This is a genomic window from Dapis brunnea BLCC-M229, assembly GCF_050015995.1.
Classification (GTDB): Bacteria; Cyanobacteriota; Cyanobacteriia; order Cyanobacteriales; family Microcoleaceae; genus Trichodesmium.
Map to the genome: position 1 here is coordinate 12,635 of NZ_JBNHEP010000183.1, position 15,381 is coordinate 28,015.

Below are 15,381 nucleotides of genomic sequence, written 5' to 3' on the forward strand. Positions count from 1 at the left end.
TGGGGAAGTGTGGGAAGTGGGGGAGGTGGGGGGAGAGGTTAAAAGTAGGAAAATCTATAAAATACCGACTAAATAATTATCAAAATAAAGACTTTAAATCTTGGTAACTATATTGACTATTGAAGTATAGCTGAAGTATAGCATTGCTTTTGGTAATTGGTATTATATCAGGACTTACGCAAGGGTACTATATATAGAGTGTAAAAACTATAACGTTATGGTTTGTAACACTACATACATGGTCTCTGCGTAAGTCCTATATATAAATTACAGGGAAATACTATATACAGCGTTGAAAAACTATAACCTTATAGATACATAGTGTTTATAACTCAAAAATGCGTAATTCCTTGCCTTAAAGCACTGTTCTAAAATCAGTATTTTTTGAGAGGTCTATTAGACATCTCCGATAATCAAAAATAAAATCAATTCTTATCATTTTGTTATCAATTAATTCTCCCTGTTCCCTGTTTCCTCTTTTCTGGAGAGGTCTATTAGACATCTCCGATAATCAAAAATAAAATCAATTATCGTAAATAAATCATCAATTATTTCCCCCTACTCCCTGTTCCCTACTCCCTACTCCCTACTCCCTCTTTTCCAGAGAGGTCTATTGACAAAGGACTGCGAAATAAAATTCTCTCTAGAATAAAATTAACCACTTCATTCAATCCGACTCCGGTTTTACAATTAGTATAAGCAATTGGTTTACCTTGACGATATACTGGTGCTTGTTCCCGAATTAAATCTAGATTAGCATTGACATAAGAAGCTAAATCGATTTTGTTAATTACTACTAAGTCAGCTTGCACAAAACCAGGTCCTTTTTTACGGGGAATATCATCTCCTGCCCCCACATCTATCACAAAAATATAGGCATCTACCAAATCATAACTAAAGGTAGAGGCAAGATTATCCCCCCCACTTTCAATAAGAATCAGGTCTAGATTAGGATATACTTGTTCCAAATCTTGCACTGCTAAAATATTCATAGTTGGGTCTTCTCTTATAGCTGTATGAGGACAGCTACCTGTCTCCACTCCAATAATACGATTGCTTGGTAAAATTCCTCCACTTTTGAGTCGCTCTGCGTCTTCAGTAGTAAGCAGGTCATTAGTTACTATGGCTACTTCAATTCCTTGTTTGGTCAAAAGGGGAACAATACACTCTAGTAAAGCAGTTTTGCCACTACCTACAGGACCGCCAATTCCTAACCTAGCTGCTGTTGCCATTTCAGTTATCAGTTATTAGTTATTAGTTTTCAGTTAAAAGTAGCTCTTGGAATAAGGAGGTTTGAAATTCAGTTATTAGTTAAAAGTACCTCTTGGAATAAGGAAGTTTGAAATACTAGACATCTCCAATAAAATAATAAAAAATAAAATCAATTATCGTACATAAATCATCAATTATCTCCCCCTATTCTGTAGTTGCATACAACGTCCCTACCTACTCCCTCTTTTCTAGAGATGTATACTCAATTTTCTTTTTTTTATCCGTTTTAAAAGAGAGACTTTAGACCTTATTTTCCCATCATAGAAATCTTCTTTTTTTATTCTAACTTTTGATTAACCAAAGCGTTAAAACCATATATTTCTCGACTACCTGCAATGGCTACTAACTCTACTTCTTTTTCATCTCCTGGTTCAAATCTAACTGCTGTCCCTGCTGGAATATTTAAACGCATTCCTTTAGTAGGTTCGCGCTCAAATTGTAAGGCTGAGTTGACTTCATAAAAATGAAAATGAGAACCAATTTGAATCGGGCGATCGCCTGTATTCGCTACTATTAGCTGAATTGTTTCCCGCCCTGAATTTAATTCTATTTCACCTATTTGAGTAATTATTTCTCCTGGAATCATTGTTATTTTAGTTGTTAATTATTACTAAGAAAAAAATAGGTTTCCTGTATAATGTATAAAAGATATATTTTTTAATTTCTTCCCACACTCCCCACACTCTTTCTACGATTACTTATGGACCACCACCTTACTTTACTGTATAGGATTGTGTACTGTCACTAACTTAGTACCATCTGGGAAAGTTGCTTCTACCTGCACTTCTTCAATCATTTCTGGTATCCCTTCCATTACTTCATCCTGTTTTAAAATAGTTCTGCCGTGACTCATCAATTCCGCTACCCCTTTTCCTTCCCTAGCACCTTCTAATATAGCTGCAGAAATATACGCTACTGCTTCAGGATAGTTTAATTTAATCCCTTTTTCCTTTCGTTTTTCTGCAAGTAGAGCAGCAGTAAAAATCATTAATTTGTCTTTTTCTTGCGGTGATAGCTGCATTATTTATATAATTTTAAATATATTTACCAAGATTTTCTGTTAAGATTATCAAAAAACAGGTTCATAAAAAGTTTTTATTTATACAAACTCAACAATAAATTATAGCATTTCTCAGGCTAATGAGGTATATTCTATTCTATTTCCTGTCCCCTGTTCCCTAAAACCTAGAATTTTGGGTAGTCCTGTAGATGTAGTGATTTAGGGTAGAGGTAGGGAACACTTAACACTTAACTGGGAACAGAAATTATCTTAAATTCTTAGTTTCAAAGAAATAGTATTTCCTTGACTACTTGACTTTTTTTAATATATCACTACTTGTATACCACTACCGAATTTTGTACCTTATATCAAATACAAAAAGAATCACCCCATCAACCTCTCTCGCCATCTCCCTATCAAACCATCTATTTTTCAATAAGATCCTAAATGGGTTCTATACTTGACTACTCCCCGGACTTAAGTCACGGGGATTCTAAGGTAAGATATCATCTTTGAATCAGAGCGACAGCACTTGCTCCACAGGAAAATATTCGGTAGTAGCCACTTCTAATTTAATTGGTTGCAACTGCACAGCACAAGCTTTTAACTCTGGCTGCCCAGACTCAGGACAAGCTTGAGGATGAGTCAAAGCATTCGCCTCTGACTGATTTCCCCACAGTGCACCCCAGTGCATCGGCACAAATACAGTACCAGGAGTAATAGCTTTAGTAATTTTTGCTGGAAATCTGCCATAGCCTCTTCGCGACCTTACTTCTACCCAATCATTTTCTGAAATTTCTAACCTCTGAGCATCCTTGGGATGAATTTCTATAAACGGCATTGGGTGCATTTTTCTAATTTTCTCAATACGTCCGGTACGGGTTTGAGTGTGCCAATGACCATATAACCGCCCGCTTGTCAAGACGAATGGATAATCAAGATTAGGTGGTTCTGCTAATCCTTGAGAGTAATATGCTGCAAACCTTGCCCTGCCATCAGGAGTATTAAATCGTAAGTCAGTATACAGACGCTCCTGAGATACGCCACTACGATCGGGGCAAGGCCATTGAGTCGGGCCCTGTTCTTGGAGTCGTTGATAGGTAATGTCTGTCATATCACAGGGGCGATCGCGTGTCAATTCCAGAAACTCAGCTCTCACAGCCTCCGAGTCAGCAAAATCAAACTGATTTGTAAATCCTAAACGGCGACCTACCTCGGCAAAGATTTCCCAATCTGCTTTAGCTTCTCCGAGAGGTTCGCGAAACGCCGGGCATAAAGTCACCACTCGCTCCGAGTTTGTCATAGTACCTGTTTTTTCTCCCCACTGAGCTGCTGGCAATAACAGGTGAGCATATTCAGCAGTTTCCGTAGGATAATAAGCATCCTGATAAACAGTAAAAGGCGATCGCAACAAAGCAGCCTTAGTCCGTTCTAAATTGGGCATACTCACAGCAGGATTCGTTGCAGCAATCCACAAACAACCGATTTCCCGGCGTTCCAAAGCCATAATCATTTCCCAAGCGGTACGACCAGGTACACCAGAAATTTGCCCGGGAGTCAATTCCCACAACTGTTCGACCTCAGCCCGATGTTGAGGATTTTTCACCATTCGATAACCAGGCAAAATATAAGCTAGTCCACCTGCTTCTCTGCCACCCATAGCATTAGGTTGACCAGTCAGAGAAAACGGACCTGCACCTGGTTTGCCAATATTACCTGTCATCAAATGCAGATTAATCAAAGTTCGCACTTTTGCTGTACCCTCAGAGGACTGATTCATCCCCATTGACCACAAAGATAAAACTCGTTTAGACTCCCCCCAATAACGAGCCGCTTTTTCCAACTCATCCAAGCGAATTCCGCAATGACGTGCTACGAGTTCCGGTGGGTAGTGACGAATCACTTCAGTATATTCAGGAAAACCAGTCGTACACTCATCAATAAACATTGCATCAAGTAAACCCCAACGCATGAGCAAATGAGCTATACCATTAAGTAAATCGATATCTGTACCTGGTCGAATTGCTAAATGTAGGTCTGCTGCTTCTGCAGTTTGAGTACGACGGGGGTCTACCACAATCATTTTCACTTTCTTATTTTTCTTGTGATATACCCGGAGACGGTTAAATACAATAGGATGACATTCTGCTGTATTAGTGCCAATTAAAAATGCACAGTCTGTCTGTTCTAAATCGTTGTAGCAACAGGGAGGACCGTCAGAACCAAAACTTTGAATGTATCCAGATACTGCCGAAGACATACAGAGGCGAGAGTTGGCATCAAAGTTATTAGTTCCTAGACATCCTTTGAGCAACTTCTGGGCAATATAATAATCTTCTGTTTGAAACTGACCAGACCCATACATACAAATGGCATCTGGTCCCTGGGTAAAACGTACAGTTTGAATCCGGTTAACAACGCGCCGAAAAGCTTGTTCCCAAGTGACGCGACGGAAAGGTTCATCTAGGGTATCACGCATCATTGGATATTTGAGGCGACTTTTATCCAATGCTTCGCTCACCGTAGCACCTTTAACACAAACTTTGCCTTTACTTGATGGATGAGAGCGATCGGCTCGTACTTGCCAAATTGGATTACCTTTGCTATCTCGATTTGTTGCTTTTCCTGGCATTGCTGGTGGTGATACTTCTAACCCGCAGCCAACCCCACAATAGGGGCAAAGAGTTTTTGTAGGTTCCATGGTTTACTTAAATTTTTTTTACTAAAAAATAAATGAAATTATCATTAATATCAAATATCGTTGAATATTACATAATTTCATTTGCTATTTAAACATAATTTGTGTCTCTTGTGGATTTATCCCACAAAATTAAGATTAATTCTATTTTTGACTAACAACTAACACGAAGTATATATCCTGAGAGAGTTGAATACTTATAATCAATAGGAAACAAAAGGGATAGTTGTATCTAAAACTCCCCAAATCAAATTTGATATTACTTCTGCTTATATTTACTCACAAACAACAATATATTTTATTGACCAATGATGTTTCTAATTTGATATTATTTTATATTTGTGTTTATTATTGAATAATTAATTAAAAATTATCTGTCACATTAGATACGTTTTAAAGATTTCTTAAATTTGTACCGATCGATCCAATCGACCTTAACAGCAAAAGCTTCCAGAATTAAGATGGGTTTGCCGTGGAAGCTAGCAGATTTAATATTATAGCACCAGGCAAATAAGGCGCGGACATTTATAAATCATCTCTCCTGAGTCAGGACTTCCTATACCATTACGCGAGCACCACCATCCGAAAAAGAATGTAGTGAGGTTTCATGGAAAGTCGCTGCAATATCAAGAGTTTTGGTAAAAAGTTCTCTAATATCATATCCGCTTGAATACTTATACTTTGGTGGAAGGAAAGCAGAGAGCAGAAGGAACTTATGCTGAAGGGTTTCTTCTAATTGGACTTTGGACAAAATTCAGATGTAGTTAGCGTAATATTTACGCTAACTACATCTGGCAATATCCCTCTATCTCTAGTGAATTTAATCACTGAAAAATAGAAACAATGGAGAGCTGTCGCCGACAGGGATGCCAACTTTTAGTTATTTTCGAGAATTTTTATTCCCTTTTGTGATCACTTGATGACGAGTTCGTGGTGTTATTTTATATCCTTTAATCCGTCCGGTAGAATAACCTCGACGTTTGGGAGATGTAGTCATTGTACCCAAAGTCGAAATTATTCTATAAAAGTCTCTTTGAACTAAACTGGGAGTAATTTTAACTGATTTGTTATTCTTCAAATACTGTTCCCAATGATGGGGTAAAAAAACACGATTATTCCTTGCAACCCATAAATTAACATAAGCAATAAGTGTTAATTTGAACCAATTTTCTTCGTGTTTAACATCTGGAATTGAATAAGCTGTCATTAACAATCTTTGTTTACCCAAAATAGGAGCTAGTTGTTCCATGTCATAACCTTGTCGATCAGATTCATAGCAATCAATGAGGCTTAACTCTTCATATAGGTGAACCAATCACAATTAGCCACATCGGTTTCCCAATCTGATTACCAATTTCATCTGTGACAGTAATTCGCACTCTTTGTAAAAGGATAACGGTTCATTTTATGGTTTTTAGTTCCCCTCATTAACATCTGGTTCCCACCCGAAATTGTCACTGTCATTTGACGACCTTTTTTAGTAGTAAACATGGATTGACTACAAATTGACTGCCTATTTTCTTGATTTTTCATTGTTGTTAATAATGCCCCTAAATGTTAGTGTATATTTTACGCCAACATTTGCCTTTTTTAATTATTCAGTCTCATGCCTAGTCAAACATCAGAGCAAACCACTCAATCAGCAGCCCTCAGAGGAAAACAAATTCAGAGTTTAATTCGTAAGCTCAAGCAGAAAATTCAGAAAATTGAACGAGAAGGAGAGGTAACTCCCCGTGATTGTCATATCATTCCTTATCAAGTCAATAGAAATCAGAAACTCTACTATTATTATAAATTACAATCTGCGGAGCCAATTTTTCCAATGGCTACTGATTCTCACAAAAAAACTAAATATAAATATGAACGGAAAAGCCGGAAGTGAACCTCATATTAATGCAGTGGAAAAAATGACTCGAAGAAATATTATTAATGAGTTGGAAAGGGTTGTTCATTCCCTTCAAGAAAGTTATTTATATATCTGTTTCGGTGGAGAAATTGAACCAGACCCATCCGATGATTTTCAGGATGATAAATAATGTCAGAAACGAAGATAATTCCAGATTTAATTTGCTCTTTAAACCTTAATCCAGGTTGTTAGTGTAAATATTACGCTAACTTATTTTTTTGTCCAAAGTCCAACCTATTAAATAAGTCTAAGTACCACGAACTTACCGACTTAAAAATCACCAAGGTTAACAACAGCAAAACTGCCAATTCCCAGAACTATAAAGTCGAGGCTAAAGTAGCTATTTGTGAAGAAAAAATAGCTCTGGAAAAACGCAGTACCGGACGATTTTTTTTGGCAACTAATGTGTTAAATAAAGAAGAACTAACAACAGAAGAAATACTCTCTAAATACAAATAGCAAAAGAGCAACAGTCAGTATAACGAGGTTTTAGCTTCCTTAAAGACCCCATTTTTTTAACGGATAGTGTCTTTTTGAAATCTCCTAAAAGAATTGAATCTTTGGGATTAATTATGGGTTTATGTTTATTAGTTTATACCTTGGGACAACAGGAACTTCGGCAAACTTTAAAAAGAATGAAAACTGGGGTCAAAAATCAGTTAGGTCGCCTCACAGATAGACCGACTCTACGATGGATATTTCAATGTTTTCAATCCATTCACGTCTTCTATCTACAGGGGGTAAAACAGATATCTAATTTAACCAATGAACGATTATATTTACTCCAGTTTTTCCCTCAATCTTGTCAGGGTTATTATCTCCTTATCTAGAGAAAATAATTTTTTTTTCCCAGTTCTTTTGGCATCAAATAACCTTGAATTTAATGGAGTTTTGAATTAACTCCAACCTATTTCTCACATTTTGGGTTGGAGCAGTTTTTTTGCCATCACCCAAGCTGCTTTTTCTTTTGAATGTTCTAGTCACAGTAATTTTTCTTTGTTTCCAGTATTAATACTTAATTAATTCCTTTCCCTTTTTCATTCTCAGAGTATGCTACATTTTGAAGTGCGGAATGTGGGATAAAACATCTCCATTCATGGAGAGAAAGCGGTCGTTAGCCGAGCATGACCTAAGGGATGGCGTTTAGCGCTCCACGTTAACGCGCGTTGTGCGGAGCGCTAAACGCCATATCCAATCGACCAAGAGAAGAAAAAAAATTCCTTTTAGCCCAATCCTCTTATTTCTAATTTATAAGAAAAGGTAATTATTAATTATTAATTGTTGAACCATGCCCCTCTTGACTGATCGATGGTATAGTGCTAAAATATTGACTATGGCAAGCGCGCTATTACGCAACGTGTATACGAATGCGATGGGAATACCATCGTCAAATCGGATCGGCGCGATAGCGGGCGTTTCTGCTGTTTTCCTGAGTTTCTATATAGTTCAATTACTACACGCATCAAGAGGTAACCCCCATGACCCAACAAGCTAGCAAGCTCGTCATCGTTACAGAAAAGTTGCTGCTGAAAAAGATCGCCAAGATAATCGACGAAGCCGGGGCTACCGGTTATACGGTGGTGGAAGTTGGCGGTAAAGGCAGTCGTAACATACGCTCCTCGGGAAAACCCATTGTTGGCGACAACAACTCAAATATAAAGTTCGAGGTGCTCACCCGCGATCGGGATACGGCTGTGAAGATTTCGGATGAGGTCGCAGCGAAGTTTTTCGACGATTATTCTGGCATCGCCTATCTCTGTAACGTGATGGAGGTACTGCACGCGCACACATTCTGACTCAAAACTTAGCCCGTCAAACCAAAAAAACCGGGGTTATGCCCCGGCTTTTTGCTGGCAGTATTTCGTGTCCGCAGGACGTTAACGCCGAACAAGAAGTAATTGGGCTATATCTATGAGCTGCCTGACTGATGGAGACGACGCAGCCTTGATATAGTCGCCGCGTTGGTCGCCGGGTCAGGAGAGCACCGGCAGACCAGGACTCGTCTGGGATTCAGCCCCCCAGCGCCTGGGCGAGCCCGATGAAGAGCGGTATTCCCAAGGCAAGGGCAACCGGCGTACCGACGGCTGTGGACGAGCCAATGTAGGCAGAGGGATTAGCCGACGGGATACCTGCTCGTAAAGTGGGCGGCCCTGAAATGTCTGAACTAGAGGCAGCTATGGTGGCGAGTATCACAACGCCGCCAAGGCTGAATCCTGTGGTGATGTGGGCAATCATGCCGAGACCGAAGGCTATGAACCCATGCAGCAGTGGCGCCACAAAGGAATATAGGGCGTACCACTGGCCTACCTTGCGCAGCTCACCGAGCCTTGTCGTGGCTTCCATACCCATTACTAGCATCAGTATCGAAAGCAGGCCGCGAAAGAGGGGATTGAAGAAGCTCTCATACACACTTTCCGGCCGGGTTAGCAGACCTAGAGCGAGGCCGAGCAGCAGTGCTGATAGGGCAGATCCCTGGAGGCTTTCCTGAATAATAGGCCAGATCCTGACCCGCGCACCTGCAGTATCGCGCGGATCTTTGGGATACCCGCTTGCGGTAATGCGTCGCTCAATGCGCCGCTGATTGGGATACCCGCCTGCGGTAACGCGCTGCTTGCTGAGATACTCTTGCTTGCTCAGAGACTCGAGTGCGTTATCGCGCTGCTTGCTGGTATAAACGCTGGCCAAAACGATCGCTGTCACGAGTGCTGGGATGTCCATGAAGGGATAGAGTGCGGCAGCCCATGCCTCGTATTTGACGCCTTCCGATTCCAGTAACGTCAGGGCAGCGGCGAGGGTAGAGCCACTCACGGCACCGAACAAGCCTGCGGTCGCAATAGCATCCACGACTCTGACCTTCGGCAGCTTCGCCAACGTGTAGCGCCCGATGAACACGATAAGGATACCTGTTACCACGGCGAACAGCCCTGGCAACAGCATCTCCGTCAGATTTGCATTGCGGATCGCAATGCCACCGCTCAGGCCGACTTTAATGAGCAGCATGAAGACAATGAACTTATAGATCGCATCTGGAATTTGCAGTTCGCTATTGACGGCAGCAACGACCATACCACCAATCAGAAAGCCCATTGTCGGGGACTGCAACTTCCCCAGAAAGAGCGTCAAGAAATCAGACAAAAAATCCACGTTGTAATTCCTCCTTGATTCAGATACTATATTAATTACCAAAAGTAATGCTATACTTTAGCCGTACTTCAACACTTCAATAGTTAAAAAAATTCAAAGTCTATTTTTCACAATTATTAGTCGTTTTGTATATATTATTCCTACTTTTACCTCTCCCCCCCACCTTACAAGGTTAAGTTTTTGCTACGAAAAAAGCATGAAACCTAGATAGGGCAAGAATTTTAGTCATTCGGATTGTGAATTCTAAAAGCCTTATCCCGTAAGGTTTTTAGAAAAAAACTTACCCCTGTAAGCTCCCCCACTTGCTAAACTTTCCCACCCTATTGGGTATAGCAAGGTTTTTGAGAAATGGTATTAGGGGTCACGACTGCAGGTTATGTACTTAAGTTTATCTTAAAATTCGCACAAAAAGGATAAGTATTTTTTATGAAATGCTTGAGCAAATCTGAGTAAATCTTTGTCAAAAAATGGTTGTGGATTCGCCGATCTTTGGTATCATATTCAAAGATATGGTTCCATGCAAAACTTATAGAGTCTTGAATTGTTGCAACAGAAAGCGTTAAGAAGTAACCCACATGACCCAGCAAGTCATCAAGTTCGTCATCATCACACAAAAGTTGCTTAAAAAGAGATCGTTAAGATTATTAAGGCATCATGTAAAAATAAGTTGTACAAATTTTATCTGAAATAGATTTTGAAATCTAGCTTCCATTAAAAAAACTGTTCAGGTTATTCTTACACGGCTCCTAAGGAAGCTGGGGCAAGCAGTTATAGGGTTGCAAACGATTCTACGGTGGTTGCAGTTGGATATACCAATGCGTATGTGGATATCCCGGATATGAAGATTGAGGTGCTCGTGTCCGGTTGGGATATCACCCTAAAGATTTCAGTAGAGGTCACAGGGGAGTTTTTCGAGGATTATTCCGGCATGACCTATGTCTGTGACGCGGAGATGCTGCACAAGGAAGATGTTAATACACAAGATTTCAAGCAAATCTAATGATGTAGAAGGTGAATAGTGAAAATCTAGGGTTGCTGATTACGTAATGCTTTTCAATATTTATGAACCGTACAACTATAGTTTTTTCATAGATATTTGAGACAAAAGCATTACGCATTCACCAAAGCCGAAAATTTTGTATTGCGGGCATATTGCCCGCGATAGGTTTACCTCACAGGAAGTGGAAAGCGCTGTATTACTCAAAACCCGAGCAATTCTCATTGCCCAATCTGTATTTTATATCTCTTTGTTACCACTTCAGGGAGATTTCTATTTAATCAGAGTATCAATGCGAGTTTGACCCCTAACTCCGTTCTGACTTACACCATTAATATTGACATCAGAAGTAACTAAAGACACTGCTTTAACTAATGCTTGCCTCCGATCGCTCAACAGATTTTGTGAAGGTACAATATTTAAAACTCCCAATTTTTCTAAGCGTCGTTTAACACTACCCGAAGCACCAACTAGGAATACTTCACGACCCGTATCAACAGTTTCCTGAATCGCATTTTCTATTGCTAGAGCAGAAGTTACACCCATGTGAGGTACTTCACTCAAATCTACAATCAAGACTTCATAATTATTCAGAAGTGTGTGCTGGCGGGAGATAGCTTTAGAAACACCGAATATCATCGGACCACTCAAGTGGAATAATAAAATCCGACCTTCAGCACGATCCAGTAATTCTTTCTCATCATTGTCTAAGATAATCGCATCATCAGCATCAGTGATAGCTTTAACATCCTCAGATTTTAGCTGAGTTAAGCGATCGATAGTCAGAATATTAGCAATAAACACCCCAATACCTACAGCAGCAATCAAGTCAACAAATACAGTTAGACCAATAACAGCATACATAATGATTGCAGACTTCCAGGAGATGTCATGAGCACGCTTGAGAAATCCCCAGTCAATAATCTTAATTCCAACTTGGAGAGCAATACCTGCTAAAACCGCCATGGGAATTTGTGCTGTTAAACTACCAGCTCCCAAAACTACAACCATCAAAATCACAGCACGGGTAACACCAGATAAAGCAGAGCGAGCGCCTGTATTGATATTCACCACAGTACCCATAGTTGCACCAGCGCCTGGAATACCACCAAATAAACCAGAAGCTAAGTTACCTAAACCTTGACCAATTAATTCTTTATCAGAGTCGTGTTGAGTACGAGTCAAACTGTCAGCAACCACAGAAGTTAATAGAGCATCAATACAGCCAAGCATAGCTAACACTGTCGCATCAACGACCATTAATTTTAGCTGTTCGGGAGTAAAGTAAGGTAACTGTAAGCTAGGCAAACCACTAGGGATTTCACCTATCCGACGAATTGCAGTATCTGAGAAAAATACAACAGAAATTACTGTTCCTACTACCAATGCTAGCAATGGTGGTGGGACGAATTTCTTAACTTTAGATGGGACTAAGAAGAGGATCGCTACTGTAAGAACTGCTAACCCTGTTTCTATAGGATTAATATTGGTTAAAAGTTCAGGAATGTTCTGAATAGTACCAACTACGCCCCCCTTTGGACTAGCTTGTCCGAGAAACGGACCTATTTGTAGGATGATGAGGATTAGACCAATGCCTGACATGAAACCAGAAATCACATTGTAAGGCATCATGGTAACGTATTTACCCAGCTTTAATAAACCAAAACCGATTTGGAATAATCCAGCTAGTATTACTACTGTGAATGCCATTGCCATACCGTTTTCTGGGTTAGCAGCAGTTAAGTTAGCAATCACCGCAGTCATTACCACCGTCATTGGTCCGGTAGGTTCAGAAATTAGAGTTGGTGTACCACCAAATAGTGCTGCAAACAAACCAACTAATACAGCACCATACAAACCTGCAGCAGGTCCGGCACCAGAGGCAACACCGAAGGCAAGAGCCATAGGGAGAGCAATGACAGCAGCTGTTAAGCCACCAAACATATCGCCCTTAAGGTTTCTAAAATGTATTTTGTTAAAAACTTGCGTAGCCATTGTTTTATGTTATTAACTTCTTTTTTTTATTAAACACGACTTACATCAACTATACTAAACTTACCCAAACTTACCCAACAGGGTTTTGGTAGCTCAGTTCCTGCTTCTGTGAGAATCACTAACTGGAATATGTAACCTTATGATATCCATAGGCTTGACATCGGTAGCAACTCCACATAACGCACTTACAACTCAACTAGAGTTTCTGTGTAAGTTATATTGAATTAAGTCAATGCAATTTAATTTAACCATTGACTATCGTCTATGTCAAGATTATTATAAAAATTAATTGGGAATGCAATACCTGATAGTTTTTAATTGCTTATACCAGTCTTAAGTTTTTCTTTATTTTTATTATCATTGGAGGAAAAGTCTTTGATTCAGGCCACCTTACATCAGTTAAGAGTGTTTCAAACAGTAGCTAGTCATGGTAGCTTTACTAAAGCTGCTGAAGAATTATTCATTACCCAACCCACTGTCTCTAGTCAAATGAAGCAACTTACCCAGACAGTAGGGATGCCTTTATTTGAGCAAATTGGTAAGCAACTTCACTTAACTGACGTTGGTCGAGAATTATTAGCCACTTGTCAAAAAGTCTTTGAACAGCTCGATCGCTTCGAGATGATAGTTGCTGACATCAAAGGTACAAAACAAGGACGGTTACGTTTGGCCGTGGTAACTACTGCTAAATATTTTGTGCCGAGAATTTTAGGTCATTTCTGCCAAAAATATCCAAAGGTTGATGTTGCCTTAGAGGTGACAAACCATCAAAATATCACTAGACGAATGCTGGAAAACCAAGACGATCTATATATATTAAGTCAACCTCCTGAAGACGTTCCTGTGTGTAGTGAAGCTCTAATGAATAATCCCTTGGTCTTGGTAGCTAACAAAAATCATCCATTGGCAGGGAAGAAAAATATACCCATTAAACGTATCAGAGATGAAGCTTTTATTATGAGAGAACAGGGATCTGGCACTCGCCAGGCGGTGCAACAACTATTTGCTAAACACAAAATTTATGTGAACGTGCGCTTAGAACTTAACAGTAATGAAGCAATAAAACAAGCAATCGCTGGTGGCTTAGGAATTTCTGTTTTGTCAGAACATACCCTATATCGTGAAAGTTCTGAATTGGAACTCACTACCTTAGATGTTCAAGGTTTTCCCATTCAGCGACAGTGGTATGTATCCTATTTAGATGGCAAACAGTTATCAGTTATAGCTCAAGCATTCTTGGAATATATCCAAGAATATACTCAAAAAATGGATATCACTTCCCATCTTGTGAGTTAATAATATGATTAGACCTCTCCAGAAAAGAGAGAATAGGGTATAGGGAGAAGTAATTGATAATTTATCAATAATAATTGATTTTATTTTGAATTTTTGGAGAGGTCTATTCCTGAAAAAGTATTGGCGTTGCACAGTGACGAATGATTATGAGAATTGAGGAATTTGCCGATGTTTCAAATAATAGATCAGCAAGTTAATTGATCTATACAGCATATCAATGGACTTGGAGTAGCACAAAGTTTTGCGATGTAACCTAGCGTGCGTAGTGTCTCAGACGGCAGTTTTCTCCTTCTACTCTCGTCATTGCTGTTTTACTTACTAGGTGATAGTGCTCCGCACCGCTAACGCGAACGCAATCGTCAATTAAGCAAGGATATACCTTGTATCCATCTGTAATGTAGAGAAAACAGGCCCAACCGTGAATCATCTGCCATAATATTGTAAAGGTAACGGCGGAGCGAGCCTCTTACAGAGGAGCTTCGCTAACGCCAAGTACAAACTTCAGAATTCCTGGCATTTTGCTGTTGACGACGGTCCAGACCCAAATTTTGTTTTTTTTGAGCCAATAAAAGTTTGTAGTTCATCTATTTGAGCAGTTTCAGGTATTTCATAGTTACTATCGGGAATCTGTGCTTCTGCAAGTCGTACCCAGTTCAGCACTGTGTTATGGGAAATACCAGTCACTCTCTCAATGCCTCGGAATCCCATGCCAAATCGCGGACATTTTTACACAAAGCTCTTTAACATCAGAACTATAACCCGCAGGAGAGGGACTTTCTCGAAATTGACGGCCACAGTCACGGCACAGATAACTCTGTTTTCCCTGACGATGACCATTTTTCACTACTTTATGGCTTTGACAATAAGGACAATCCATTTCTCAATAAAATTCTAGAATATCATTCTCTATTGTGCAACACCAAAGTATTTGATATTAAGTCCGGTAGTATCGCTATTATAAAGTGCAGGTACGGTAGCTACATCGCCTATTTCAATTCAATTTTGGTTCAAACTCGTAAGGAAAATACAGTAGAACAAAGGGCAGGTTTAGCGTTGGTGGAGCAAGTGCAGCA

General features: G+C 39.7%; 13 protein-coding genes and 1 pseudogene. 6 read left to right on the forward strand and 8 right to left on the reverse strand.

Going from position 1 to position 15,381, the window contains the following annotated elements:
- Nucleotides 1-572: 572 nt before the first annotated feature.
- From ureG to ACP6PM_RS21070, 5 genes are all read right to left on the reverse strand, one after another.
- Entirely contained in the window at nucleotides 573-1,232 is a 660-nt protein-coding gene (gene ureG, locus ACP6PM_RS21050) for an urease accessory protein UreG (RefSeq protein ID WP_426588071.1), read from the reverse strand.
- Between the two features lie 317 nt (nucleotides 1,233-1,549).
- Complete coding sequence (locus ACP6PM_RS21055) at nucleotides 1,550-1,858, reverse strand: urease subunit beta (protein WP_426588073.1); 309 nt, start codon at nucleotides 1,856-1,858, stop codon at nucleotides 1,550-1,552.
- A gap of 132 nt (nucleotides 1,859-1,990) precedes the next feature.
- Complete coding sequence (ureA, locus tag ACP6PM_RS21060; protein WP_426588075.1) at nucleotides 1,991-2,293, reverse strand: urease subunit gamma; 303 nt, start codon at nucleotides 2,291-2,293, stop codon at nucleotides 1,991-1,993.
- A 496-nt stretch (nucleotides 2,294-2,789) separates the two neighbouring features.
- A complete protein-coding gene (locus tag ACP6PM_RS21065) occupies nucleotides 2,790-4,973 on the reverse strand; it encodes a molybdopterin oxidoreductase family protein (RefSeq protein ID WP_426588077.1) in 2,184 nt (727 codons plus the stop codon).
- Between the two features lie 877 nt (nucleotides 4,974-5,850).
- Nucleotides 5,851-6,285, reverse strand: coding sequence for a hypothetical protein (locus ACP6PM_RS21070; RefSeq protein ID WP_426588079.1), 435 nt, complete (start codon nucleotides 6,283-6,285; stop codon nucleotides 5,851-5,853).
- A gap of 291 nt (nucleotides 6,286-6,576) precedes the next feature.
- Here ACP6PM_RS21070 and ACP6PM_RS21075 point away from each other — a divergent pair, with 291 nt between their 5' ends.
- From ACP6PM_RS21075 to ACP6PM_RS21090, 4 genes are all read left to right on the forward strand, one after another.
- The gene (locus ACP6PM_RS21075) at nucleotides 6,577-6,852 is read left to right on the forward strand and encodes a hypothetical protein (protein WP_426588081.1); all 276 of its coding nucleotides are present in this window, start codon (nucleotides 6,577-6,579) and stop codon (nucleotides 6,850-6,852) included.
- Complete coding sequence (locus ACP6PM_RS21080; RefSeq protein ID WP_426588083.1) at nucleotides 6,830-7,006, forward strand: hypothetical protein; 177 nt, start codon at nucleotides 6,830-6,832, stop codon at nucleotides 7,004-7,006. Before ACP6PM_RS21075 ends, ACP6PM_RS21080 begins: the two co-directional genes overlap by 23 nt.
- 403 nt (nucleotides 7,007-7,409) lie before the next feature.
- Nucleotides 7,410-7,706, forward strand: coding sequence for a hypothetical protein (locus ACP6PM_RS21085; protein ID WP_426588085.1), 297 nt, complete (start codon nucleotides 7,410-7,412; stop codon nucleotides 7,704-7,706).
- 648 nt (nucleotides 7,707-8,354) lie between these two features.
- A complete protein-coding gene (locus ACP6PM_RS21090) occupies nucleotides 8,355-8,672 on the forward strand; it encodes a P-II family nitrogen regulator (protein WP_426588087.1) in 318 nt (105 codons plus the stop codon).
- A gap of 214 nt (nucleotides 8,673-8,886) precedes the next feature.
- Here ACP6PM_RS21090 and ACP6PM_RS21095 read toward each other — a convergent pair whose 3' ends face one another.
- On the reverse strand, nucleotides 8,887-10,020 hold the full coding sequence (locus ACP6PM_RS21095) for a sodium-dependent bicarbonate transport family permease (RefSeq protein ID WP_426588089.1): 1,134 nt from the start codon (nucleotides 10,018-10,020) through the stop codon (nucleotides 8,887-8,889).
- 793 nt (nucleotides 10,021-10,813) lie between these two features.
- Between ACP6PM_RS21095 and ACP6PM_RS21100 the strand changes: the two genes are divergently transcribed.
- Nucleotides 10,814-11,020 carry a hypothetical protein gene (locus tag ACP6PM_RS21100; RefSeq protein WP_426588091.1) on the forward strand — a complete coding sequence of 69 codons (207 nt, stop codon included), beginning with the start codon at nucleotides 10,814-10,816 and terminating at the stop codon, nucleotides 11,018-11,020.
- Between the two features lie 270 nt (nucleotides 11,021-11,290).
- On the opposite strand, the gene bicA is transcribed toward ACP6PM_RS21100, so the two are convergent.
- On the reverse strand, nucleotides 11,291-13,012 hold the full coding sequence (gene bicA / locus ACP6PM_RS21105) for a bicarbonate transporter BicA (protein WP_426588093.1): 1,722 nt from the start codon (nucleotides 13,010-13,012) through the stop codon (nucleotides 11,291-11,293).
- A 375-nt stretch (nucleotides 13,013-13,387) separates the two neighbouring features.
- Here bicA and ACP6PM_RS21110 point away from each other — a divergent pair, with 375 nt between their 5' ends.
- Nucleotides 13,388-14,308 carry a LysR family transcriptional regulator gene (locus tag ACP6PM_RS21110; protein ID WP_426588095.1) on the forward strand — a complete coding sequence of 307 codons (921 nt, stop codon included), beginning with the start codon at nucleotides 13,388-13,390 and terminating at the stop codon, nucleotides 14,306-14,308.
- 144 nt (nucleotides 14,309-14,452) lie between these two features.
- On the opposite strand, the pseudogene ACP6PM_RS21115 reads toward ACP6PM_RS21110, so the two are convergent.
- Nucleotides 14,453-15,185: pseudogene (locus ACP6PM_RS21115) on the reverse strand (IS1 family transposase).
- Nucleotides 15,186-15,381: the final 196 nt, after the last annotated feature.